Genomic DNA, 23,456 nt, shown 5'->3' on the forward strand with positions numbered 1-23,456 from the left:
CTAACAAATCATTTCCATGAAAACACCCGTCATCATTTTCTTCCTTGCCGTCGCCGCCGTCGTCATCGCCAGCAGCGCTTACACGGTCAGCCAGACCGAGCAGGTCTTCATCACCGAGTTCGGAAAACCCGTGGGCGATCCGATCAACGCGGACCCCGCGAAAAACGAAGCCGGCCTGCATTTCAAAAAGCCTTTCATCCAACAGGTGAACCGCCTCGAAAAGCGCCTCCTCGAGTGGGACGGACCCGCCACCGACATGCCCACCCGCGACAAGCTCTACATCAGCGTGGACAACTTCGCCCGCTGGCGTATTTCCAATCCCAAGGTCTTCTTCGAGAAACTCCGTGACGAGCGCAGCGCCCTCTCGCGGCTGGATGACATCATCGGCAGCGCGACCCTCGACGTCATCGCCTCGCACGATCTCATCGAGGTGATCCGCAGCGAAAAGGACCGCAAGCCGGAGCGCGACGAGGCCCTCGTCATCGAGAACTCCAGCCTCGGTCTGCTGCCAGCCATCCGTTACGGCCGCGGCGTTCTCAACGACGAGATCCTCAAAAAAGCCCAGCCCAAAGTCGAAGCCTGGGGCATCGAGCTGCTCGACGTCCGCTTCAAGCGCATCAACTACAAATCCGGAGTCATCGAGAAAATCTACGCCCGCATGAGTTCCGAGCGCCAGCAGATCGCCGACCGCTTCCGCTCCGAAGGTGCGGGCGAGGCCGCGAAAATCATCGGCCGCAAGGAGCGCGACCTGCTCTCCATCGAGTCCGGAGCCTACCGCACCGAGCAGGAAATCAAAGGCAAGGCCGATGCCGAAGCCACCGGCATCTATGCCACCGCCTACAGCTCGAGTCCCACCGCGGCGGATTTCTATCATTTCACCAAGACCCTCGAGGTCTATGAGAAATCGCTCGGCAAAGACAGCACCGTCATCCTCACCTCGGACAGCGACCTCTTCCGTCTCTTCAAAAGCATTGAGAAACCGGCGGAGCACTAGCCGCACGCATCCACTGGAGCGCGGGACTTCATCCCGCCCGCGCAGCGGGATGCCTCCGGATAGCCAAAGAAATTCTCACTTCACCCTTCCTCGCAACTTCACCGCAGAACAATCTCGCCGGAAGATGCCTCCGCCCGCTACAAAATTCTCATGACTCTCCGCATTTCTATCTGCCTTCTATCGATTTTGATCGGCGCCGTTGCCGGCTGTAGAGAGAGGGAGTCATCATCGGGAGGCACGGGAGAGACTGCGGACGGCGCTACTGAAAATATCGATCAGTCGGAATTGGAAGCTGCGAAAAAACTAAAAGCGGTCGTCGATCCGGTTCAGCAGGAGATCGATGCTTTCTCGGCCACAAGCCGCAAAATGTTCGATGAGCGCCGATTCGACGACTTGGAGAAACTCGCGGCGGATCTCCGTGCTAACAAATCCTTGTTCCGGGATGGATCTTGGAAAATCCGCCAGTTCTATGTCTCGTTCGAGCGCGGCGATGACGAGCCGGACGCGAATTGGAAAGCGGCCGGGAACATCCATCAGGAATGGGTCAGGGCCAGGCCCGCATCCATCACCGCTCAGGTGGCGCATGCGAATTTCTTCGTGAACTATGCATGGTTCGTGCGTGGCAGCGGCTATGCCGCCTCGGTGTCGGAAAAGGAGAACTACAGCTTTGAAAAGCGCTTGGAGTCCGCCGTGAAAATTCTCCAGGCATCGCGGGACTTTCCGGAGAAGGATCCCATGTGGTGGAACGTCGCCATCACCACCGCCCTTGGTCAGGGCTGGTCGAAGAAGGCGTTCGATCAGATCGTCGAGGAAGGTGTGGCCCTTGAGCCGACCTATCATGGACATGATCGCCAGCGGGCCTATTCGCTCTTGCCCCGCTGGTATGGCGAGCCCGGCGATTGGGAAGCCTATGCCCTGAAAGCCGCCGCGCGAAAGGATGGCCTGGGCGATGAACTCTACGCCCGCATCGTCATCGATCAGCGCCATTATTACGACCAGATTTTCCGCAATTCCAAGGCGTCCTGGCCGAAGACCAAGGAAGGTCTGAAGCAGTTGCGCGCGAAATATCCGGACTCACTCGCTTTCATCAACGAGGCGGCGCTTCTCGCGACCATGGCCTCCGACCAGGCCTATGCGAAGGAAATGTATGATCTGCTAGGCGATACCTATCTCCCCTCCGTTTTTCCGAAGCCGGAGAGGTTCGCGCACTACCGGCACTGGGCGGAAACCGGCGACTGGTGAAATGGTGTTAGCCGCGAGTGCCTGCATGATTACGAATCGATTTTAACGGGTTTCCCGGATTCGTAAGACTCCCGAATGGCGGCGATGATTCTCAAGTCGGCGATGCCCATCGACGCCGGAGTGACGACTTCGGTGTCGTTGATGATGGCCTTGCAAAAGCCGTCCATTTGTTCGGCGAAATGGTTTTTCTGGCGCAGGTTGATTTCGGAGACCTCGGAGGATTCGTCCCCTTCCAACAGCGCTTTGGTTTTTAATTTGAGGCCGCGATAGCTGAAGGACGGGTCCATTTCAATGTAGCCGTTGTCGCATTGCACCCGGTAGCGGCGGCCTTCGATAGTGCCGAATGACGTGTCACAAGTGGCGATGACGCCGGACGGATAGGTGAGGATGAATGACACGCTTTCCGGGACCTCCCTGAAGCGGGGATCGTCGTCCGGAAAACACGCCACCGCCGTGACGGCGATGGGTTCCTCACCGATGCAGTAGCGGGCGGCATTGATCGAGTAGATGCCGGTGTCGCTCACCGGACCGCCGCCCAGTTCCCTGCTGAGCCGGATGTTAGGTGCCTCGACGATCTGGCAGTTGCTGGAAACAAAGCTTTTGATTTTGCCGAACTTCTTCTCCCGGCACCATTTCATCACTTGCATGTTCAGAGGCTCGTAGTGCAGGCGGTAGGCGATTCCCAATTTCTTACCCGCCTCCCGGCCGGCGCGGGCCATGGATTGTCCTTCTTCCACGCTGACGGCCATCGGCTTCTCGCAGAGCACGTGTTTGCCCGCCTTGAGCGCGCGGATGGTGAATTCGGCATGCATGCTGTTGGGCAGGATGATGTAAACGACGTCGATGGACGGATCATCCGCGATCCGGTCGAAGTTTTCGTAATTGTAGATCGAGCTCTCCGGGATGTGATGGGCATGGGCGACTTTCACCGCCTTTTCGCGGTGACCGCTCACGAGGGCGACCGGCTTGGCAAGTTTGCACTCGCCGAATGCGGGCATGACTTCTTCAAGGGCGAGCTTCCCAAGTCCCACGATGGCGAATCCAAGCTGGCGGGCAGGGGCTTCCTCGATTTTCAAAACCTGCGGCTGCTCGTCGGGTGGAGCGAGGACGGTTTCCTGCGATTCCGTTTTCTCCGAAGACCCGACGGCGGTGCCTGCGGTGGTGGGAAGTGTGGTTGCGGATCCGGTGAAGGGAGGTTGGCGCGTGGTTTTCACAAGGGCTGTCTTTTGCAGACGGCGTACCGGGAAACAGACCGCTGAAAACCAATGGCAAGCCCGCGGACTGTGCCTCGATTTGCAACTTCATCCTGCAAGCTGCAACGGCCCGCCGCGCGTTGTCAGCTCCGGATCATTGAAAGCACGGGACATTCCCCGCTTTTCCAGCATGGCATGTCCATCGCTAGGAAGGAGTCCATCATGACAACCACCACCACCCACGAAAAACACCATCACAGTCTAACGATGTATGTGAACGACGTCATCGCCCTCGAGCGCGACATCATCAATGCCATCGACGGCCAGCTTGAAGATGAAAAGGTCAAAGCCGATATTCCGCTCTCTCTCACTCTGAAGGAAATCGTCATCGGCTCCGAACTGCGCATCATCCGGCTCCAAAATCTTTCCTACGACGAAAAAGGATCCGCCGGCGCGGCAGTGAAGGAAGCCGTCATGGGAGTGGCCGGTTCGCTGGCGGGCTTCTACGGGAAACTCCGCGAGCACCCGCTTTCACGGATGGTGCGCGACGACCGTGTCGCCCTGAACGTTTTGGAAACCAGCTACGCCATGCTCTACACGTTGGCTCTCGGCATCGGCGACTCACGCGCCGCCGAGCTCGCGGCCGGAGGATTATATGCCACGCCGCCCTTGGTTCTGAAACTCACCCACCTCATGCCCGGCATCATCCTTCGCGAACTCTCCGACGACGCCCCGCTACAAAACGCCACCGCCGAAAAAACCGTCCTCGATGCCATCCATCAGGCATGGCGCGGTTGATGGGGGAAACTGTGGCGGCGTCGGTGACCATGCGCCCAGCGTTAAGAAGCGGGGCAAAATGCTAGTGGGGCGCCTCCTCTTGCTATCTGATTCTTTGTGGGGTTACCCATGAAACAACCTCTTCCACCACGCCTTCTTGTTCTCGCCCATCCATTTGCTCATTGCGATCCGCTCTTCCTCGGCCGTGTCCTCAAATGGAACTACTGGCACTGCTATTTCGAAATCAACGTCGTAGCCATAGCGTCTCAATCGCTCGTTCCAATCGATAATCGGTTCCTGATTCCAATCATGTAAGTCTCCATCGTTCCTGACGGCTTCGGTAGGGCATCCTTCGACGCCCTCCATGATCGCGGCCACCTCCTCTTCTGATTCAGGCTGCTTAAATACGTATGACTGGCCATAGCGATCATCCCTCCTAATATTTTGAGGAGCGCATTCACGACAAAGGTCGCAGTCGGTGCATTGGTCATCGACGTAGAACTTCCCTGCGACGTTGAGTGGGTATCGATGCGTGAAATTCATCGGAATTATCTTCGAACGTGTGAGCGTATCCGCGGAGGGATGGAAGCTCGAATTCAATTTGTGGGTTTCTCGCCGTCGGATGGTGCTGCTTGTCCGCTTCCTTGTGATTTTAAAGGCCAAGACCTATCACCTTTGATATAGGGTGACATCGCATCATTCAGTGATTCGATCGTAATTTTGCCATTGGTTGTTTTTTGGGTGAGCGAAGCGACTTCCGGAAAGTTGTGTGCGAGCGCCTGAATAAAGTCGCAGTTCGAAGCTATCATTGGTTTCGACGTTGAGTCTGTATGGAGAGTTTTCGCCAACTCCATAGTAGTTGACATGAGACCGCCCAAATCCCGCACGTTTACCTTACCTTTCGGATGGGAAATCTTAATGCCCTCCACAAAGACAACCATGTCGAAGTCCTTCGCCGACTTGTCCATTTGAGGATAAATTACCGGAAGAATTGGTGACTTCGTAACTACGCCCTTTTCTCCGCCCACCTTATTGGGGTTTAGTGCTGGCGGCTCCACCCCCTCAGGTCGCGGAGGTCGCCCCGACATCTTGCGGGCCAAATCATCGATCTCGCGCGGCCCACGATCCTCCAAACCAGAAATCATGAATTCTCCCCCAAGTGGTGCTTGAACGACCGGTGCGCTAATTAGCTGTCCCGCCACGATGATCGCAAGGCGGTCTTTTCCGTAGATCATCTTCCCGGTGGCCTCCTTCAGCTTCCTTGCTCCATTGTCGGTCAATTCCACGTAGAAACCATTATCTAATCCGTAGTTCGGCACCGCCAGTTTGACATCAGCATCACCAAGAACGTTGACCTTCTTAACGAACATCACCTTATCATTGCCTTTCCAAGACAATGTCATTTGCTCCGTGTTGTCGGAAGCTTGGTCTGCCACCTCAGAAATGCGAAGAGTGCCACCGCGACTAAAGTTCACGGCGGCAAAGAAGATGATGGTGAGTGCGGTTTTCATTTTCTAGCGAACGTTTGATGTACGCCCACCGGCGCGATTGAAAGGAAATTGAAGTGAAATTGAAAAGGTTATGGCCGGTTGGTGCGACACGACTTGTTTAGCCTTTTCGCGGTTGGATTAGTCTTGCATCTAAATAAGTCAGCTTAAACCCATCCTTATCGTAATTGCATTTCCAGTGGATGAGGAGATCAAAACGACTACGCTGGGCTGAACGTTCTTGATTGATCTCGGTCAACTTATATTGGAATGTAATTTCTTGTGGTTTTGTTCTTTCCGGAATTTGCACCATGCCGTGGGAAGCCGTATTAAATCCCCATGCGTATAAAAATCCATCTGATAAATGGTTCTGCACATCGCCCTCACTCATTCCAATTTTAAGCTTCTTGATTCGATCAGGTAGCGCATCAACCATCTTCGAATCGACATAGTACTTCAAGTTGATTGGCCCCTTCGCTCGCAGATACTCGTCAGAATGCCACTCCTTGACTGCCTTCAAGTAATCGGCATCTTCCGTGGCAGTGACCGAAGCATGTTCATACCACTCGATGCCGTGAACTAAACTCGTTGCGCCCATCGAGAGCGCTATCGCCACAGTCAGAGCGTGATTTGCATTCGTCTTCATTTTATTTGGCTAACAGTATGTTCTGTCTTGGGAGGATGGATACGTTCGGGGTAAACCTCAATTCAATTCACCCATTTTGCGGCTTGATTTTTATGATGTGGAAGAGCTAGGGAAGAGGTTACGGATGGAATGAAGATTCGGATACATTTCCTTTCGCCGGCTTGTGTGCCAACTGATACATGGTTTTGTCTAATTTTGATTTTTGGGGATAGGGGGAAAGGATGAAAATAAGCCGCATGATCGGCTAGGCAATCATGCGGCCTGTTTCGCGTAAAGGATCAAGAAATCGGCGGTACGGTCGCGGCTGGTTTGGAGGTGGTGCCGGTGCTGATGACCTTGCGGGCGGCGGCGTAGGCGGTGGTGAAGGCCGGGTGGTCGGCGGCGAATTGGACGATGAGGCGGTCGAGCACGTTTTTCAGGCTATCGGTGGCCCGGTCGAGTTCGGCGGCGATGGCCGCGGTGATGGCGGTGCGGTTGGCAATGGCGGCACGCGGGGTGCCGAGGGTGGAGCCGTAGGCGGTGATGGCGCTTTGGAGATCGGTCAGCATGGCGGGCGTGAGATTGTAATCGGCGGCTTTCACGGCGTGGGCGGCGACGATGGCGGCGGCTTGGTCGTGGACGCCTTGGGCGATTTCATCGAGCAGGGAGTCGCGCAGGTTTTTCAAAGCGCCTTCTTTGAAGTCGAATTTGGCGGCGAGCGTGTGGTTTCCGGCTTCGTAGGAATAGGCCCCGGCCGCCCCGGAGACGATGAGCAGGCGCGTAATCAGGGAACGCTGGAGACGCTCCTTATCCAGAGCGATGCCGGTGAGCGGACTGCCCTGCGCCTGGGCCAGCGTGCCGAGGACATTGATGCTGCCTTCGAGCGCGGTCACGCCACGGACGAAGGCGGGGAGGGCGCTGTAGATCGCAGCGTTCCCCGGGAGGGTGAGAATCAGCAGGGTGGTTTGCAGCATGTTGGCGCTGTTGATTTGGTCTTTGGTCATGGTGGTATCAGTTTGTTGGTTTTCAGTTTTCAGTTTTCAGGCGAGAGAAGAGTCGGAGGTGGGCGGAGCCGGGGAAAACGGGAGGGCTCGGGCGAAAAACGATTTCGGGGCTCCGGAAACGACCGGGGGGGAGCGGGAAACGATTTTCAAGACGCGGAAAACGAATCCCGAGGAACGGAAAACGATTCCGGAAAAACAAAAAACGGATGGGGAGATCGGGAAAACGATCCCGACGAGGCGGGAAACGATCCGGGAGAATCGGGAAACACATTCGGGCTGTGGGAAATGAAACCGGGGAATCGAAAAACGGATGGGGAACTGTTGCAAACGAATCGCCTGCGGCACGGGCGGCGCGGAAATGACCGGGTGGGGAGGAGGGGAAGGTCCATGAGGTCGATGTCCGCTAGGACTTATTCGTTAGGGAAATCTCCGGGCGATGGCACGACAAATCGTAAAGTCTGCCTGATTTGTTTTGAAAGTGATGGATAGATGTTACGGTCGCCGGGGTAATCCGCGCCGAGACCCGCCGGCGTGTGAGGAGGTGATTTGGAAATGTCGGGAACTGTTTCTAATAGGCCCCTCGTGCGGAGCCTCTGGAATGCGGGTTAGAAACGCATGGTTTTTTTCGATGATTCGCAGGTTTTTCTCTCAGAGACTGTCTGAAAATAGGGGGTGGGGACGTCTCGTCCCCACGCATGGACGAGACGTCCATGCCCCCTTATCCGCGGTTCACGCGGAAAAAATGTATCATTTCCAAAACAGCCCCGCTGCGTTTTATTTTCCGGAAGTTGTCACAAAACGGATGACTGTCCCGTCATGAAGAGTGATGAATCACACGATCTTCCGCCAACCGCTCACTTCCCATTTCCCATGACACGACCCACCACTGCCGAAAAAGCCCTGCGCTTCCGCGCACTGCACGAAGCCGCCACGCCCTTCGTGATTCCGAATCCCTGGGACGCCGGCTCGGCGCGGTTGTTAGCCGCCCGGGGATTCCAAGCGCTCGCCACCACCAGCTTCGGCTCGGCGCTCGCCTCGGGCGTGTGGGATGGCGCGCTGTCGCGGGATGAGGTCATCGCCAGCGCCCGCAGCGTGGTGGACGCGTGCGACCTGCCGGTCTCCGCAGATCTGGAAGCGGGCTTCGGCGAAACGCCTGAAGCCATTGCGGAAACCTTCCGGCTGGCTGGCGAGGCGGGATTGGTCGGCGGGTCGATCGAGGACTACACCGGCGATCCGTCGCGCCCTTTCTACCAAATCGCGGAAGCGGTGGACCGCCTAACCGCCGCCGTGGAAGCCGCGCGCGCCCTGCCATTTCCCTTCACCCTAACCGCCCGCGCGGAAAACCATTTCCGTGGCAGCGCGGATCTCAATGACACGATCCGCCGCCTGCAAGCCTACGAAGCCGCGGGTGCCGACGTGCTCTTCGCCCCCGGTCTGCCCACGCTCGATGCGGTGCGGGCGGTGTGCTCATCCGTTTCGAAGCCGGTGAATTTTCTAGCAGGCCTGCCGGGCGCGGGATTTTCCATGGAGGAGCTGGCAGCAGCCGGAGTGAAGCGGATCAGCATGGGAGGCGCGCTCTACAAGGCAGCGTTGCAAGGACTCGTCAGCGCGGTGGATGAAATCCAACAGAACGGGACGTTTGGATTTACCAAGACGCTGCCGGGCGGTCCGGAGATGAAGCGGTGGTTCGGGATGGGGTGAGCTTGGACTGCGGTAGTAGGTTGCAACAGTCCAAGGCAGCTGCACGAAAAAGCCCACCGGGTCGGGACCGGGCGGGTTGGACGGAACGGGTAGTCACTGATTCCCGGACCGTCAAAGAAATCCTCACTTCACCGTTCCGGGCGCTTTGTCGGGTTCCTCCTTGCGCAATGCCTGGATCGCAACCGCCACTTTTTCAAACGCCGCCAGATAGAGCTGCGCCGTTGCTTGGTCCTGCGCCCTGCCAGCCCGGTCCCGATAGGTCAGGCGGGCTCGTTCGAAAAAGTCGCGGCCGGATTCATCATCACCGCGATCCAAAAGATGATTGCCTCCGACCGATGCCCAATCCGCCTGCAAGTTGAGCCGGGAAAACTCTCCCCGCTCGTCCAGATCGAACGCGCAGTCGATACTCTCATACCCGAGCTTTTTGGGATCTTCCGGCCCCATCATCCATTCCACCGTGCGTGGCTCGTCGAACGGATTCACGATCGGTCGGGTGATGCAGATCTTCTTTCCATCCGCCGTCAACAGTGCCAGCGGCTGCTTTTTATAAGCGTCACAATCAAAATCCTCTGGAAACGGAATGTCGAACCGGATTCCCAGCCTCTCTTCCAGCCGCTCCAGCGCCCGCACAGTGAGCGGATCCTGCGGCACTTTGTCCTCCAGGCAGTAGCCGGTGGGTTTTGTCGCGACGTCATCTTCCGCGCGGAGGCCCGTTAGCAAATTCAGCGCGAGCAGGGTCAGAAGAATTTTCATGAGGTGTGTGGGATGGGAATCTAGCGGTAATTCCTTACCGCTGCCATGAGAAAAAAAGTTCCCCGCGGGCCGCGGCGCAGGATGAACGCTGGCTACCGGGGGGCGCGTCTCGATCAAAACGAGACGCAGACCGTTTGCCCGCACGAGGGGGAGGGATAGATCCTCGAAATTCGCGTCCTAGCGCGAGAAGCGTCGGCGGACGTCATCCGGGACGTTGTTAGTGGCAACCCATTGCTTCACGGCGGCGGGGTCCTGTTGGGCCCATTCGCCGAGCATGCGGTGGTAGAGACGGCGCTGTTGATCCGGATTGGAAACTCCCTGAATCCACGCGGCGGACTGCTCGGGCGCGCGGCCGTTGCAGCTCCAGACGAATTCCTCGACGACGTTGTCGTATCCGGGTGTTCCGGCGAGTCCGGTCACCCACTGAGCGGTGGCGGTGATGTCCGAGGTGGACATGATGGGAATGACGCCACGCGCTGCTTCGGCTTGGGCTTCGGGTTTCAATGTCTTTACCCACGCGGCGGCTTTGGAGGTATCGGTTCTTGCCAGCGCGTCCGCCACCTGTCGGGAGGCGCGGTTTTGGATGTCGCCCTGATCCATCGAAGCGAGCCAGGTCGCCGCCTGATCCGGGTCTTTTCCGATAAGCCTGTTAGCAATGGCGGCGACGAATCCACCGCGCAATTGATCGTCGCCGGTGATGGATGCGGGATAGGCCATGGCTGCATCGAGGCCCTGCATGAAGAGGGCGTCGGTGATGCCGCTCACCGCATCGCCCCGCTCGCGTCCTGATGGCATGGCCAGGGCGAGTTCCGAGGCATGGGAAATGTCGGTGGTGGCGATCCCGCGGATGACCGAGGACATGTAGGGGTTCGCACCTTCACCGGTGAAGTGATCGATGGCCCAACGTTCCGCACCGGACGCGTCGTTGCCGGCCCAGGTGGAGAGAATGGTGGCACTCGCACCTCGGTTGTTAGGTTGTTTTGAAACGTAGTCGAGGGCGCTCAGCGGGTCGGCCTTGGCCCAGCCGCGCAGGATCAGATCGTATTCCCCCCGGGAATCGCCGAAGTGATCGAGCTGGCGGAATTGCTCTGCCACTGCCGCGAATTGGTCGGGCCCGAGCGTGTCGATCAAGTCCATCATGGCGCGTTGGCGCTGGAAGGGATCGGTCAGCCGGACGATGTCGGACATGCGCTCGGTCGGAGTTTTGGATTCCTTTTTGGAAAGGGCGCGGGCGTCGTCCGAGCCAGATCTTGGCGTCCGGATTCCATCGGCTGCAAGGCTTCCGGTAGCCGCCGAAGAACCCGAACGGCTTGAACGGGCGTTGTCGGAGGAGGTCGAAGGTGACTGTGAATCACGGGATCCGTTGAAGATCATGGCGGCGGCGATCCCCACCGAAAATACGGCGGCGTGGGTAACAATGAGGTTCGTGCGTTTCATGGCTTTCAAACGGGTTCTACGGGACCGTGGCGATTGTTGTTTCAGGGTGCCGCGGAAATCGTGATCACATGCTCGACGGGTTGCTTCGCATCAAGAACGGCTTGTTCGAGCGGTGCGCGGGCTTTTTCGGTGACGGCGAAGGTGCCGTCGATGTCGGCCTTTCCTTCGGGGCCGTGAGCGAGCTCCTTGATCTGGCGGGTTTCATAGGCCTGCTTTTTCGTGACCGCGTCCTGGATTTTTTTGAATGCCGGAACGAAGGGGTTGTTGTCGAAGTCCTTCGCAAGGTTGATCCCGGCTTCCAACTGCTTGGCGGTGTAGGTATGGCTTTGCTCGCCCCAAGTGAGCGTGTAGTTGGCGGATTTCGGCGACTTCAGGGTGAATGTGAAACGGTTCAGGTCATCGTCGAACGGCACCAGCGCCATGCCGGCGCGGATGGAGTCGTCCTTGTCAGTCACACCGGGGCCGGGGCTGAATGGAATCCGGGTGCTGCGGAGTTTGATCTCGCCGTTCGCGGCTGATAGGGCCTCATGGCCATTCGCTGCTTCCGCCTTGCCGGTCGCTTCATCGTAAGTCACGGACCCGAGGTCGCCGCCGATGCCCATGCCTTTGAGAAATCCGTAGGCCATCACGACATGACCCGCCCACAGCGGATGCACTCCGTCTTTTCCTGAGACCCGGAAATCCTGACCATATTTTTTCTTTGCTTCGTAGTTCGCGAAGAGCATCGGTCGATAGACATCCGCGAATGAAACGCCGCCAGCCTTGGAAATTTCCACATCGATGTTGCGGAAACGGGAAAGGCTCAGATTCAGATCCTGCTGTGTTCCCTTGGCGGACTTCACCCACTGCGGCACCGAGTCGATGATTCCCGGTGAACCTAACACCACCCGGCAATCGATCTTCTTGAAGGCATCCACCACCGCCGTCTGGTTCTTCCGGTATTCCGCGGCGATGTTATCGTCGTAGGGCACATAACGGAAATCGTTCATGCCATAACAGGTCGTGGCGATGGTCGGCTTGAAGCGCAGCACGTCGCTTTCGAGGCGGCCGAGAAATCCGGCGGCTTGCTCGCCGCTCCAGCCGTATTGGCGGCAGGTGATGTCGAGCTCCGGCAGGCATGCGGTTAGGTAAGTTTCCATCAGGACGGAATAGAGCTTCTGTTCCGTGATGGAGTCGCCGCAGATCGCGACGCGGTCGCCTTTTTTCAGCAACAGTCCGGCGGGCTCGGGAGCTTCTGTCAGCACGTAGGCGGATAGATCCGCAGGCAGGGGTGGGAGTTCGCGCGCGGAAACGGGCAGGACGAAAACGAGGGGCAGCAGCCGGAGGGTTCGGGTCATGCCGCAGGAAACGGGACGAATCGCCGCCACCTTGCAAGCCAATCAGTTGGCGGGTCTAATTTTCCCGGGGAAACCAATCGTCCGCCTTTACCGATAGAATCTCGAAATAATCCTGCTTGTCCGGTGTCGTGCGTTTTTCCACCTCGAGCACCGGTGCGTAGGTCCTGCCGCTGGCGGTTTGCGCTTCCAGAGTGGCTGCGGCGTCCGAATCTTTCTTCACATAGGCCAGCCGGGATTTCTCCGCGAGTGGGGATTGCAGCAGGTAGTTGGAGAAATGTTCGTTTTCCATCTCCGTCGGGCTCGGCGGCGGAACGGTGACCACCAGATGGAAAAATCCGGCTTTGCCCGCAGGGCCGTCCAGGAATTTCTGAAACAGCGAATCACGGAATTCCACGAACGCCAGCCAATCGACCAGCCAGCCGCCGCCGGTTTCCTTCACCGCGACCGGGATGCCTGTGGGAAATTGCTCCGTGGCGACGATGAAGATGAACAGGGTGTTTCCCGACGTTTCATCGACTTGGCTTTGCTTTACCGAGATCGATTTGAAAGCCGTGGGGCCGTCGCGCACTTCATGGGAATATGCTTCCATCGCCGCGCGGACCCGGTCCGGATATAAAACGTAGGCGCTGCGTGCCGCCCAGTCCGGGGCACCGAGAAATGCCTGGAGGGCTGCTTCCGCCGCAGCGGAGACTTTTGCCGGTGGAATCACAGGGTCGATTTTCGGCGCGACTACGACCGGTTTTTCCACAACAGGAGCGGGTGCTGGTCCGGCCACCGGTGGAGGGACCACGACCGCCGGTTTTGTGACTTTCGGCACCACGATCAATGGTTGGGTGGCACCGGGTGTGGCCGTGAATAATTGGGGCGAGCGCACTCCGAAAGCGATTCCCATCGCCAGTCCGACCGTGCCCGCCCATAGACAGGAAAGCACCAGAATCGCCCGCTGCGGTTGCTTGCCAACCGACGCTTGCGCTACGGGGAGCGGGGGAGTTGCCACCACTTCGGGAGGCTGAATTTCCGCGGGCGGCTCAGGCACGATTTCCACCGGCTCGGGTTCCGGAGTTTTCTCGATCACTTCCGCTTTCTTCGGGACCAGTGGTGGGGTTTCGGCAAACGGCCTGTAAGGTTCGGGCTCTATCGACAAAACCGGCGGCGGCACTTCATAGCCACCGATTCCCCGGTAAGGATCCGGAGCGACGATTTCCCGCTGGCAGCTCGGGCAGGGACCCTGTTGCGCGGCCATCGCCAAGGGCAACCGGAGCGTCGTCCCGCAAGCGGGGCAGTTGAATTGGATCACTTCAGCCATCGGCGAATGTTGGAAGACAACGGCTTCTTGCCAGAACTTTTCCCGGGTGTCGATCCTTCGGAATGCTTTAAAGATTTTTCCGCACCGGGAAACAAACCGGTGGAACTCCCCGCTGGGGCAAACGACAATGCCGCCCGCCACGTGAGGAAAATCATCCACATCGACATGGACTGTTTCTATGCTGCCATCGAGGAACGGGAAAATCCCGCCTTGCGCGGCAAGCCTCTTGGCGTCGGTGGCAGCGAGCGGCGTGGCGTGCTGACCACGGCGAACTACGAGGCGCGGAAATACGGATGCCGTTCCGCGATGCCCGTTTTCAAGGCGCTCGAACTCTGCCCGCACCTGATCCTCGTTCCCGTCCAGTTCGATCTCTACCGCGCGGTCAGTTCACAGATCCGCGCCATTTTCGGACGCTTCACCGAACTCATCGAACCGCTCTCGCTCGACGAAGCCTACCTCGATGTTTCCCATCTCCACAGCAGCGGCGAATCGGTTGCCCGCGAGATTCGCGCCCAGATTTTAGAGGAAACAGGGCTCACCGCGTCCGCCGGGATTTCATCTAACAAACTCATCGCCAAGATCGCCTCGGACTGGCACAAACCGAACGGCCAAAAGCACGTCGCCGATGAGGAGATTCCAGCGTTCATGGCCGCGCTGCCTGTCGGCCGTATCTGGGGCGTTGGCAAAAAGATGCGGGAAAAACTCAGCGCCCTCGGCATCGAATCGTGCGCCGATCTTCAGGCCTTCGATCAAATCGAACTCGCCCGCCGCTTCGGCAAATGGGGGATCGAGCTCTGGCAGCTCTGCCGTGGCATCGACGACCGGGCCGTCACCGCGGACCGTACCCGCAAATCGGTTAGCAGCGAGACCACCTTTTCCGAGAACATCGAAGTCCTTTCCTCGCTCATCCCGCCGATGCGCGGCATGATCGAAGGCCTGCTCGAAGACCTTGCGAAATCCCATGCCGACCGGGTCATCCGCTCGCTCGTCGTGAAAATGAAATTCGCCGACTTCGACCGCACCACCGCCGAGCGCGCGGGACATACCGTTGATCACGCGGTATTTGAAGAGCTGCTAGCCGAAGCTTGGAAGCGCGGAAACAACCGTGCCGTCCGTCTGCTGGGTGTCGGTGTCCGTTTCGCGGATCCGAAGGAAGTCGAGCAGATGGAGTTTTTCGGTTAGTCCGATTGCCGGGATTTGCTCCGGACAGCGGAAAGAAGCTGCTTGGTTAGGTCGTTCAATGATCATTGATCATCACGTCGTCCACCTGCGCCGCGCGGAGGATGACGTGGGTTCCTTCGGGATCCTTGACGACGAGATGCTTGTTGTCCTCCCAGTGCACGATGACCGCGGGCTCTCCTTCGGCGATGAACGCCTTGCCGGATCGGTTGGGGAGCTCTTCCCCGGCTCCGAGGATCGCGACGTGGGTGGTGTAGGTATCGTGGCCTTGGACGGTTCTCCGAAACAACACAGCTTGGAGTTTTCCGTCAGGTGAGAGGTAAGTCCGCAGGCGGTCGTTCCTGCGGTCGGGAAAAAGGTGGTTGAGCCACATCAGGATCCCGCCGATGACAAGCACCACCCCGCAACCGCTGAAGAAGATCGCGGTGCTGGTAGTTAGGATCCCCGGGGGAGGGACAAAGCGCTTCTGGCGCGGAGGTTTTGGTAGTTTGAAGCTCAAAGTTGGAAACTGTCTTCAGCAGGCGTCGCGCCAATCGAGATCTGGACCTCGCCGTTGGCGGATAGATGCGTGAGACAGTGATAGACGTCTTCCGGATCGGCGTCGATCTCGGTGGCGACCGCGTCGGCGGTTTTCGCCGATGCGGTGAGGTGGCCGCGGACCTTGTTGAGGGTTTCGAGGAAAGTGCCAGCGGCCTTTTTTCCCGCTTCGACGCCCGGCTGGTGATAGGCGTTGATGTTGACGAGGGTGGCGTAGAACGAAACGGTGCGTTCGAACAAGGCGATGAGCAGTCCTAACTGGAATGGCGTGACCTCTGGAATCGAGATGGTGATCGATTTGCGGCCGGATTCGTGCAAGGCCTTGCGGGTGCCGCGGAGGAAGCCCTGGAGGTAGTCGGCGGTGGTGGTGCCGGGATCGACCTCGATGCTATGGCCGGCGCGGCCTTTTCTAACTTCGATGAAGGTGGCGAAGAAATTGTTCACACCGTCGCGGAGCTGTTGGACGTAGGCGTGTTGGTCGGTCGAACCCTTGTTGCCATAGACGGCGATGCCCTGATTGACGACATTGCCGTCGAGGTCGAGGTGTTTGCCCAACGACTCCATGACGAGCTGTTGGAGATATTTCGAAAACAGCACGAGCGAATCCTTGTAGGGCAGGACAACCATGTCCTTTTCGCCTTTGCCGTTGGTCGCGCTGAACCAGGCGATGGCGAGCTGCATGGCGGCGTTTTTCGCAGCGTCGTGCTTCCGGGTTTCCACATCCATCGCGGCGGCACCTTCGAGCATGGCGTCGATATCGAGACCCTGAAGCGCGGCGGGAACGAGGCCGACGGTGGAGAGAACCGAAGTGCGGCCGCCGACCCAGTCCTCCATCGGGAAGGTGGTGATGAAGTGGTGTTTGGTGGCGAATTGATCGAGCTTGGATCCCGTGCCTGTGACGGCGACGGCGTGACGGCCGAAATCAAAGCCGGCGGCTTCGTAGGCGGCTTTCGTTTCCAACATTCCATTGCGGGTTTCGGCGGTGCCTCCGGATTTGGAAATGACGAGAACAAGCGTGCGGTCGAGACCAACTTTCGAAAGCTCGGCGAGGACGGTATCCATGCCCGCGGGGTCGGTGTTGTCGAAAAAGTAGAGTGGTAGCCGAGCCTTTTGGCCGATCGCTTCGGTGACGAGTTGCGGACCGAGTGCGGAGCCGCCGATGCCGATCAGGAGGACTTGCTTGAAGCTTCCTCCCGTTGGCGGAGTGATGGCACCGGTATGGATTTTCTCGGCGAAACGTTTCAGATCATCGAGCGGCTCGGTGATCGAGCGACGGATTTCGTCCGTCGGAGCGAGGCTGGCGTTGCGCAGCCAGTAATGGCCCACCATGCGGCCTTCGTCGGGGTTGGCGATTTTGCCGGCTTCCAGCGCTTCCATGTCGGCGAAGGCCTTGGCGATCTTGGGTTGCAAGGCGGCGACTTGTGCCGGCTCGATGTCCATCAGCGAGAGATCGAGCGAGAAACCGAATTGAGGATAGCGGACGAGACTTTGGTTGTAGGATTGCCAGGACATGATGTGAAGAGGTTGGGTTGATTAAACTGAATGGGAAAATGCGATCAATCAAGGACAAGTGATGGGCGATGAATGATGGGTGATTGGCAAATTAGCCGGACTAATAGGTAAGGATGGAATGCACGGTGTGAGGTGTCAGCCGTGCGCGTCCGGCGAGGAATTCGAGTTCGATCAGCACGGAAATCGCCACGATGTTAGCACCCAGTTCGTCAAGCAGTTTGACGGAAGCTGCTGCGGTGCCGCCGGTTGCTAACAGATCGTCCACCAGCAAGACGGATTCGCCGGGTTTCACCGCATCCTCGTGAAGCTCTACGATGGATTCGCCATACTCCAGAGAGTAGGCGGTCTGACGGGTCTTCCACGGCAGCTTGCCTTTTTTCCGGACGGGGACAAAGCCCGCACCAAGCCGGTCGGCCACCGCGGCGGCGAAGATGAATCCGCGTGCGTCGATGCCGACAACCTTGTCGATTTTAGCACCGCCCGCTGTTTCGCAGAGCAGGGAAATGGAGTCGTGGAAAAGTTTGCCATCGGCGAGGACGGGAGTGATGTCCTTGAAAATAATCCCCGGCTTGGGGAAATCGACCACATCGCGGATAGCGGCGTAAAGGGCGGCGGACTTGGACATGCGTGGAGAATCCGGATTTAATGCACGGGAATCAAGAACAGAGGCAGGGAATGCGATGAAAGTCGTCTAATGACATCATCGAGTCAGTCGATGGTGGCATTGAAAGATTCAATTAACGTCTGGGGCTGAAGCTCAGTTAAAACGCGGGCAGTCATGAATGCCCGGCCGATCCCAACCACCGCCCTTTTTTCGCGGGCTTGGTATCGTTGCTGCCACTGGCTCTGCGCCCGCATCTATTTCGACCGCATTACGGTGCTGAATCCCGAGCTTCTTCCAGCGGATGGGCCGGTCTTGTATGTTGGATTGCATCGCAACGGCGCGGTGGATGGGTTCATCTATCATCAGGTGGTGCCGCGCGGCGTGTTTCTGATTTCGACGCAATTGCGCCGCAGTTTTTTCGCGAGGCTTTTCTTCGATGGCATCGCCGTGGCGCGGAAGACGGACGAGCGGGATGCCGGGAAAAATGAGGCGGCGTTGCGGGAATGCGTGGACTTGCTCGCGGGCGGCGGGGCACTGGTGGTTTTTCCGGAAGGCACGAGTTCGCTGGGTCCGCGTCATTTGCCATTCAAGAGCGGCGCGGCGAGCATGGCTCTGGATGCGCTGGCGCAGGGTGTTCCGCTCACGATCATCCCGCTCGGCATTCATTACGAGCGGGCGTGGGTGTTTCGCAGCAAGGTCGAAGTTGTGGTGGGTGATTCGATTTCTAGCATGTTTTCCGATGGTCTGAGCGATTTGGGAAAACTGAAGGAAATGAAGCGGCGCATGAATGTCGCGCTGGAGGCCGTAGGAGTGAATTTTCCTTCTGCTGAAGATCAGGAAGCCGCCTGCCGCCTTGCCTATGCGGCGACTCTTGGAACCCGACGGAGCTATTTCGAATCGCTCAAGGTGATGGAGAACGGAGTGCCGGAGCTGTTATCTGACCGATGGACAGAATTGAGCGCGGAATTTGCCTCCCGGCCCACGCTGCGGCATCAGGGTGTGCCGCTGTTTCCCGGCAGGGCGTGGGGAATTTACGCATTCTCGCTGCTGGTGCTCGGGCCGCTTGTGCTGGCCGGGGCATTGGTCAATTTCCCGCCTCTGCTGCTGGGGTGGCTGGCATCACGGAAACTCGCGGATGATCTGAATGTCATCGCTCTCTGGCGAATTCTGGTAGGTTTGCCGGTGTTTGTGATATGGTGTCTCGCGATGACCGTCGGATTGGGCTGCGTTGCCGGTATTGGATGGTCGGCGGGTTACATTGTGCTAACGATTTTCGCCATCCAATCCCTCTATCGAACGAAGAAGGTGGCGGTTGCGGTTTGGAACGGTTTGATCCACCGCTCATCTATCAGACACGCTTGGGAATTTCACCGACTGCTTTTGGAAGATCTTCCTCCCGAATGAACTGGTCCCGTAAAGCTGGCTTGCTGCCCCATGAGTGGTTTTTCGGAGCGTTTCTTGTGATTCTCTGGGTAAGGCTGGCAATGACTGTCGGACCGTCAGATCACGATTCGCTGCTCTATCTGGCCCTGATTCTGACGAATACTTCGGTCATCGCATGGTGCCGCCTGCGCGAAACAACTCTGAGCTGGCGATGCCGCCTATGGTTCTATGCGGTGGTGATGAACGTGGCTTTCATGAATATGAAATCTTCCGTCATGAAGGTGAATTCTCACAAGTGGGATGAGATGCTGGCGGGTTTCGACAAGGCGTTGTTCGGCGCAATTCTGAGCGTCCGAGCCCAGGAGGTGGTGACACCGGTTCTCACCGAGGTGCTGAGTTTTTGCTATCTGATGTTTTTTCCCTATCTGATGATTAGTTGGTTTTATTACGCCTACCGCGGATTGCCGCTGTTCAGGAAACTGATGGTAGGCATGTTCACGATCTATGGTCTGGGTTTTCTGGGCTATTCGTTTGTTCCCGCCGGTGGCCCGCATCTGGCTTATCCGGGTGAATTCAGTGTGCCGCTGACCGGCTGGGTGGTCACCCGATTCAACGCGCTGATAGTCGAGAAAGGCAGCAACGGCGTGGATGTCTTTCCCAGCCTGCACTGCGCCATCTCTTGCTATCTGCTTTTCTTCGACCGACTTCACACGCGCTGGCGGCATCGGCTTTACCTCGTCCCTTGCGTCGGCATCTGGTGTGCGACCATCTACCTGCGCTATCACTACTTCGCAGATCTTCTTGCGGGCTTTGCACTCGCCGCATTCGCGCTGTGGCTCACGAGCCGTTGGGGAAATTCCTCCTTTGAAATATCTAAACCGCCAAAATCATGACCTGCATCCTCCGCTTCGATGAACCGCCCGCCGCCCAGCTCGAACTGAGTGGAGGAAAAGGTGCCAATCTCTCACTTCTCACCCAACGTGGGTTTCAGGTGCCGCCCGGTTTTATCGTAATCGCCGCGGTCTATCAGGATTTCGTCGCGCAGTCGGGAGAGTTGTTGGGGAACTTGAAGAAGTTATCATTTCATGATTCCGCCGCTTTGCGTTCCGAGAGCGAGGGATTGCAGTCGGGGCTCCTGCGGTTGCCGCTCCCGCGGGTTGCATGTGCCGAGATTGCGGAACAGTTCGGGAAATTTCCCGAAGGAACCGCGTTTTCCGTGCGCTCGTCGTCCACCATGGAGGATCTGGCGGGAGCCGCGTTTGCGGGGCAGCACGAGACGTTTTTGAATGTGATCGGATTGGCCGATGTGTTGGATCGGGTGAGGGCTTGCTTTGTTTCACTATGGGCGGATCGGGCGATCGCGTATCGCCAGCAGCAGGGCTTTGACCACGAAAAGGCGGTGATGGCGGTGGTGGTGCAGCAGATGATTTTCAGCGAATCGGCGGGCGTTGGATTCAGCATCAATCCGATCAACGGACGGCTCGGTGAAATGGTCATCAACTCGAATTTCGGTCTGGGTGAATCCGTCGTGAGCGGGGAAGGGGAGGTGGATCAGTGGACGATCGACAAGTCCACCCGCGCGGTGCGTTCGGCATCGATCGGGAGGAAAACGCTTAAAGTGATGAGTGGCACATCGGGAACGCACGAGGTTCATCTGGGCGATGCCGAGTCCGCTCAGGCCAGCTTAAGCGACGGGCAATTGAAGGATCTTGCGGATTTGTTAGCTCGGGTGGAGGAGGATTACGGTTTTCCCCAGGACATCGAGTGGGCATTCGCGGATGATCATCTCTGGCTTTTACAATCGCGCCCGATCACGACCATCCCGCCGCTGTGGACACGCGATGAATCCGCCGAGCGATTTCCCAATGTGATCACGCCGCTGACTTGGGATTTCGTGGAGTCCGGCTTTCACCGTTCGTTGAACCATTCATTCGGGCTGCTGGACTTTCCTTCGTTCTCCGGCAAGTGGTTCGCGAAGTTCGGACACTACATTTATGGCAATCAGAATGCGGTGGAGCTTTATGCCCGGCGTGCTCCTTTCGCCGTGCGCTCGCTCGAAGAGTTGCGTGCGACAATTCCACAACTGCGCCAACAATTCGGCTGGGTGCAGGAGCTGCCGGTCGCCTGGATGCGTGACCTCGATCACTATTTGGTGACACTTGGCCGCTATCAGGCCGAGTCATTGGATGCGAAAGCGCCGCTGGAAATCTGGCGTCATGTCCTCGCCGTGAATGAACACGGTGCGCAGTATTTTCTGCCGAACATCGCGATTTCCATCGCGCATGGAATGATCTATCAGGTGCTACACGGGATGTTGAAACTGGTGATCGGCACGGCGGATGCGGATGTCATTTTCGATCACTTGATGGCCTGGTGCGAAACCAAGACGGGCCAGATCAACAAGGAGCTGTTTGAACTCGCGCAACTCGCCGGACGGACCCCGAATTTGAAGGATCGGATTTTACGGACGAGTTCGCGTGAAATCATTCAGCTTGGGATTTTGGCGGATGATCCGGAATTTGAAAGACGCTTTGAACGCTTTCTGAGAGATCACGGCCACCGCGAGGTGGACTTCGATGCCTACGCGGCGACATGGGGAGATGCACCGTGGATCGTCATCGACAATCTCCGGCTCATTTTACAAACGCCGATGGATTGTAATCCTTCGGAAAAACAGCGTGAGTTGAAAATCAGCGCACAGCAGGCGGAAGTGGAGCTGTTTTCAGAAGTACCGCCCGATCTACATTTCTTTTTCCATGAACTGCTGCGACTGGCCCGGGCTTACACGAGCCTTGATGATTTGGAACACTATCAGACGACGCGACTCACCCCCGCATTGCGGCGCGGATTGCGGGCCTTGGGTGAAAAACTGGTGGAGCGTGGTGTTTTGGCAGAACCGATGGATGTGTTCTTCGCCCATCAGGAGCAAATGGAGCATGCTCTGATGACGGATTCGGTTGAAGGATGGAATGAATTTTCCGAACAGGTTCAGCAACAGAAGGAAGCCTATCAGGTGGATCTCGTCCGCAAGCCGGAGTGGATTCTGGGGCAGTACGATGTCGTGAACGACGGAGATTCGGGCTCTGGAGGGACTGTTCTATCGGGGCTGGCGGGAAGCGCCGGAGTCGCCGAGGGGCCGGTGTTTGTTGTGCGGACACCGGACGATTTCGCGAAATTTCCAAAGGGCGCGGTGCTGGTGTCGCGGACGACGAATCCGACATGGACACCGTTGTTCTACAGTGCGATCGCCGTAATTACTGAAAGCGGTGGTCCATTGTCGCACGGCGCAGTGACGGCCCGCGAGATGAGGATCCCGGCGGTGATGTCAGTTAGGGAATCGTTGGTACGCTTGAAAAACGGGCAGCGCGTGCGCGTGGACGGTGGTGCCGGGCGGGTCGAGATCATTGAAGAACAGGCCGAAATGCCGTGATTACTTTGACTGCTCCAACATTCGCAGTAACGGCATCTCAGCGCGTTTGCGGAGGGATTCCTCCATCTCCACGCGCGGTTGGAGGTTGTCGAGGCAGTCGCGGAGTTTCTGAAGCGTGTTCATCTTCATGTAGCGGCAGTCGGCGCAGGCGCAGCGGTCGGTGGGGCCGGCGATGAGGTTCTTGTCCGGGCACTCCTTGCGCAGGCGGTGGAGCATGCCGCTCTCGGTGACGACGATGATGTCCTTCACCGGCGCGTTTTTGCAGTAGGAAATCATTTTTTCCGTCGAGCAGACCTCGTCGGCGAGCAGTCTAACTGCCTGGGTGCATTCAGGATGGGCGACGACGAGGGCGTCTGGGTATTCGGCCTTGATCCGGTTGATCGAATCACGGGTGAACTCGACGTGGACGTAACAGTTGCCTTTCCACAAGTCCATCTTGCGGCCGGTTTGTTCCATGACCCATGCGCCGAGGTTTTCGTCGGGGACGAAAAGGATCGGTCGATCAGCAGGAGCCTGGTTGACGATCTTGATGGCGTTGCCGGAGGTGACGATCACGTCGCACAGCGCTTTGACACCGCCGGAGCAGTTGATGTAGGCGATGACGTAATAATTCTTCTCCGCATTCGCCTTGAGAAACGCTTCTAACTGCGGAGCCGGGCAGGATTGCTCCAGCGAGCAGCCTGCGTCGGCATCGGGAAGCACCACGATTTTTCCAGGGTTCACGATCTTTGCCGTCTCCGCCATGAAGTGGACGCCGCAGAAGACGATGACGTCGGCTTCGGTCGCCTTGGCGTGATAGGCGAGGCCTAACGAATCTCCCACGTAGTCGGCGACGTCCTGGATGTCGCCGGTCTGATAGTTGTGAGCGAGGATGACGGCGTTGCGCGCCTTTTTGAGCGCGAGGATTTCTTCCTTGAGATCGAGGGCGGCGGGCATGGTGTGGGTCCGGTTGGTT

At 57.9% G+C, this 23,456-nt stretch carries 21 protein-coding genes; 8 read left to right on the top strand and 13 right to left on the bottom strand.

The genetic code is table 11. The features are described 5' to 3' along the window. The first annotated feature begins 16 nt into the window (after window positions 1-16). On the top strand, window positions 17-994 hold the full coding sequence (hflC, locus tag ABIQ96_RS02745) for a protease modulator HflC (RefSeq protein WP_348213010.1): 978 nt from the start codon (window positions 17-19) through the stop codon (window positions 992-994). Window positions 995-1,144: 150 nt separating this feature from the next. Then, a complete protein-coding gene (locus ABIQ96_RS02750) occupies window positions 1,145-2,236 on the top strand; it encodes a DUF4034 domain-containing protein (protein WP_348213011.1) in 1,092 nt (363 codons plus the stop codon). 29 nt (window positions 2,237-2,265) lie between these two features. Here the strand turns inward: ABIQ96_RS02750 and ABIQ96_RS02755 are convergent, their stop codons facing one another. Continuing rightward, window positions 2,266-3,450, bottom strand: a complete 1,185-nt coding sequence (locus ABIQ96_RS02755) for a Gfo/Idh/MocA family oxidoreductase (RefSeq protein ID WP_348213012.1) — start codon at window positions 3,448-3,450, stop codon at window positions 2,266-2,268. Between the two features lie 201 nt (window positions 3,451-3,651). On the opposite strand from ABIQ96_RS02755, the gene ABIQ96_RS02760 reads away from it, so the two are divergent. Beyond that, complete coding sequence (locus tag ABIQ96_RS02760; protein WP_348213013.1) at window positions 3,652-4,227, top strand: hypothetical protein; 576 nt, start codon at window positions 3,652-3,654, stop codon at window positions 4,225-4,227. A gap of 102 nt (window positions 4,228-4,329) precedes the next feature. Here ABIQ96_RS02760 and ABIQ96_RS02765 read toward each other — a convergent pair whose 3' ends face one another. From ABIQ96_RS02765 to ABIQ96_RS02780, 4 genes are all read right to left on the bottom strand, one after another. Next, entirely contained in the window at window positions 4,330-4,749 is a 420-nt protein-coding gene (locus ABIQ96_RS02765) for a ferredoxin (RefSeq protein ID WP_348213014.1), read from the bottom strand. 53 nt (window positions 4,750-4,802) lie between these two features. Next, on the bottom strand, window positions 4,803-5,717 hold the full coding sequence (locus ABIQ96_RS02770) for a hypothetical protein (RefSeq protein ID WP_348213015.1): 915 nt from the start codon (window positions 5,715-5,717) through the stop codon (window positions 4,803-4,805). 97 nt (window positions 5,718-5,814) lie between these two features. Beyond that, complete coding sequence (locus ABIQ96_RS02775; protein ID WP_348213016.1) at window positions 5,815-6,339, bottom strand: hypothetical protein; 525 nt, start codon at window positions 6,337-6,339, stop codon at window positions 5,815-5,817. 278 nt (window positions 6,340-6,617) lie between these two features. Next, on the bottom strand, window positions 6,618-7,322 hold the full coding sequence (locus tag ABIQ96_RS02780) for a hypothetical protein (protein WP_348213017.1): 705 nt from the start codon (window positions 7,320-7,322) through the stop codon (window positions 6,618-6,620). A gap of 870 nt (window positions 7,323-8,192) precedes the next feature. On the opposite strand from ABIQ96_RS02780, the gene ABIQ96_RS02785 reads away from it, so the two are divergent. Then, window positions 8,193-9,023: an isocitrate lyase/phosphoenolpyruvate mutase family protein gene (locus ABIQ96_RS02785; RefSeq protein WP_348213018.1), complete on the top strand. Its 831-nt coding sequence runs from the start codon at window positions 8,193-8,195 to the stop codon at window positions 9,021-9,023. 123 nt (window positions 9,024-9,146) lie between these two features. Here ABIQ96_RS02785 and ABIQ96_RS02790 read toward each other — a convergent pair whose 3' ends face one another. From ABIQ96_RS02790 to ABIQ96_RS02805, 4 genes are all read right to left on the bottom strand, one after another. Next, on the bottom strand, window positions 9,147-9,776 hold the full coding sequence (locus ABIQ96_RS02790; protein WP_348213019.1) for a hypothetical protein: 630 nt from the start codon (window positions 9,774-9,776) through the stop codon (window positions 9,147-9,149). A gap of 177 nt (window positions 9,777-9,953) precedes the next feature. Then, the gene (locus ABIQ96_RS02795) at window positions 9,954-11,213 is read right to left on the bottom strand and encodes a hypothetical protein (RefSeq protein WP_348213020.1); all 1,260 of its coding nucleotides are present in this window, start codon (window positions 11,211-11,213) and stop codon (window positions 9,954-9,956) included. Between the two features lie 41 nt (window positions 11,214-11,254). Then, window positions 11,255-12,550: an SGNH/GDSL hydrolase family protein gene (locus ABIQ96_RS02800; protein ID WP_348213021.1), complete on the bottom strand. Its 1,296-nt coding sequence runs from the start codon at window positions 12,548-12,550 to the stop codon at window positions 11,255-11,257. 55 nt (window positions 12,551-12,605) lie between these two features. Next, window positions 12,606-13,856 carry a hypothetical protein gene (locus ABIQ96_RS02805; protein ID WP_348213022.1) on the bottom strand — a complete coding sequence of 417 codons (1,251 nt, stop codon included), beginning with the start codon at window positions 13,854-13,856 and terminating at the stop codon, window positions 12,606-12,608. Between the two features lie 141 nt (window positions 13,857-13,997). On the opposite strand from ABIQ96_RS02805, the gene dinB reads away from it, so the two are divergent. Then, complete coding sequence (gene dinB / locus ABIQ96_RS02810; protein ID WP_348213045.1) at window positions 13,998-15,038, top strand: DNA polymerase IV; 1,041 nt, start codon at window positions 13,998-14,000, stop codon at window positions 15,036-15,038. Between the two features lie 55 nt (window positions 15,039-15,093). On the opposite strand, the gene ABIQ96_RS02815 is transcribed toward dinB, so the two are convergent. The 3 genes from ABIQ96_RS02815 to ABIQ96_RS02825 form a co-directional block, all read right to left on the bottom strand. Then, window positions 15,094-15,534, bottom strand: a complete 441-nt coding sequence (locus tag ABIQ96_RS02815; RefSeq protein WP_348213023.1) for a hypothetical protein — start codon at window positions 15,532-15,534, stop codon at window positions 15,094-15,096. Beyond that, entirely contained in the window at window positions 15,531-17,084 is a 1,554-nt protein-coding gene (locus ABIQ96_RS02820; protein WP_348213024.1) for a glucose-6-phosphate isomerase, read from the bottom strand. The genes ABIQ96_RS02815 and ABIQ96_RS02820 overlap by 4 nt, the downstream gene beginning before the upstream one ends. A gap of 100 nt (window positions 17,085-17,184) precedes the next feature. After that, window positions 17,185-17,709, bottom strand: coding sequence for an adenine phosphoribosyltransferase (locus ABIQ96_RS02825; RefSeq protein ID WP_348213025.1), 525 nt, complete (start codon window positions 17,707-17,709; stop codon window positions 17,185-17,187). 153 nt (window positions 17,710-17,862) lie between these two features. On the opposite strand from ABIQ96_RS02825, the gene ABIQ96_RS02830 reads away from it, so the two are divergent. Genes ABIQ96_RS02830 through ABIQ96_RS02840 form a run of 3 tightly spaced genes read left to right on the top strand, consistent with a single transcriptional unit; the run spans window position 17,863 to window position 22,501 of the window. After that, a complete protein-coding gene (locus tag ABIQ96_RS02830) occupies window positions 17,863-19,092 on the top strand; it encodes a 1-acyl-sn-glycerol-3-phosphate acyltransferase (protein WP_348213026.1) in 1,230 nt (409 codons plus the stop codon). Next, entirely contained in the window at window positions 19,047-19,964 is a 918-nt protein-coding gene (locus ABIQ96_RS02835; RefSeq protein WP_348213027.1) for a phosphatase PAP2 family protein, read from the top strand. The genes ABIQ96_RS02830 and ABIQ96_RS02835 overlap by 46 nt, the downstream gene beginning before the upstream one ends. After that, window positions 19,961-22,501, top strand: a complete 2,541-nt coding sequence (locus ABIQ96_RS02840; RefSeq protein ID WP_348213028.1) for a PEP/pyruvate-binding domain-containing protein — start codon at window positions 19,961-19,963, stop codon at window positions 22,499-22,501. Before ABIQ96_RS02835 ends, ABIQ96_RS02840 begins: the two co-directional genes overlap by 4 nt. Here the strand turns inward: ABIQ96_RS02840 and nadA are convergent, their stop codons facing one another. Next, window positions 22,502-23,437 (bottom strand): quinolinate synthase NadA, encoded by a 936-nt coding sequence (nadA, locus tag ABIQ96_RS02845; RefSeq protein WP_348213029.1) that lies wholly within the window; start codon window positions 23,435-23,437, stop codon window positions 22,502-22,504. Window positions 23,438-23,456: the final 19 nt, after the last annotated feature.

It is taken from the genome of Luteolibacter sp. (assembly GCF_039920825.1).
Classification (GTDB): domain Bacteria; phylum Verrucomicrobiota; class Verrucomicrobiia; order Verrucomicrobiales; family Akkermansiaceae; genus Luteolibacter.

Excerpts from the sequence above, each read along its gene's own strand:
- hflC (WP_348213010.1), top strand. The coding sequence starts at position 17 with ATGAAAACACCCGTCATCATTTTCTTCCTTGCCGTCGCCGCCGTCGTC.
- ABIQ96_RS02760 (WP_348213013.1), top strand. The coding sequence starts at position 3,652 with ATGACAACCACCACCACCCACGAAAAACACCATCACAGTCTAACGATG.
- ABIQ96_RS02805 (WP_348213022.1), bottom strand. The coding sequence starts at position 13,856 with ATGGCTGAAGTGATCCAATTCAACTGCCCCGCTTGCGGGACGACGCTC.
- ABIQ96_RS02840 (WP_348213028.1), top strand. The coding sequence starts at position 19,961 with ATGACCTGCATCCTCCGCTTCGATGAACCGCCCGCCGCCCAGCTCGAA.
- ABIQ96_RS02780 (WP_348213017.1), bottom strand. The coding sequence starts at position 7,322 with ATGACCAAAGACCAAATCAACAGCGCCAACATGCTGCAAACCACCCTG.
- ABIQ96_RS02765 (WP_348213014.1), bottom strand. The coding sequence starts at position 4,749 with ATGAATTTCACGCATCGATACCCACTCAACGTCGCAGGGAAGTTCTAC.
- ABIQ96_RS02820 (WP_348213024.1), bottom strand. The coding sequence starts at position 17,084 with ATGTCCTGGCAATCCTACAACCAAAGTCTCGTCCGCTATCCTCAATTC.
- ABIQ96_RS02785 (WP_348213018.1), top strand. The coding sequence starts at position 8,193 with ATGACACGACCCACCACTGCCGAAAAAGCCCTGCGCTTCCGCGCACTG.
- ABIQ96_RS02750 (WP_348213011.1), top strand. The coding sequence starts at position 1,145 with ATGACTCTCCGCATTTCTATCTGCCTTCTATCGATTTTGATCGGCGCC.
- ABIQ96_RS02830 (WP_348213026.1), top strand. The coding sequence starts at position 17,863 with ATGAATGCCCGGCCGATCCCAACCACCGCCCTTTTTTCGCGGGCTTGG.
- ABIQ96_RS02825 (WP_348213025.1), bottom strand. The coding sequence starts at position 17,709 with ATGTCCAAGTCCGCCGCCCTTTACGCCGCTATCCGCGATGTGGTCGAT.
- ABIQ96_RS02790 (WP_348213019.1), bottom strand. The coding sequence starts at position 9,776 with ATGAAAATTCTTCTGACCCTGCTCGCGCTGAATTTGCTAACGGGCCTC.
- nadA (WP_348213029.1), bottom strand. The coding sequence starts at position 23,437 with ATGCCCGCCGCCCTCGATCTCAAGGAAGAAATCCTCGCGCTCAAAAAG.
- ABIQ96_RS02775 (WP_348213016.1), bottom strand. The coding sequence starts at position 6,339 with ATGAAGACGAATGCAAATCACGCTCTGACTGTGGCGATAGCGCTCTCG.
- ABIQ96_RS02795 (WP_348213020.1), bottom strand. The coding sequence starts at position 11,213 with ATGAAACGCACGAACCTCATTGTTACCCACGCCGCCGTATTTTCGGTG.
- ABIQ96_RS02770 (WP_348213015.1), bottom strand. The coding sequence starts at position 5,717 with ATGAAAACCGCACTCACCATCATCTTCTTTGCCGCCGTGAACTTTAGT.
- ABIQ96_RS02800 (WP_348213021.1), bottom strand. The coding sequence starts at position 12,550 with ATGACCCGAACCCTCCGGCTGCTGCCCCTCGTTTTCGTCCTGCCCGTT.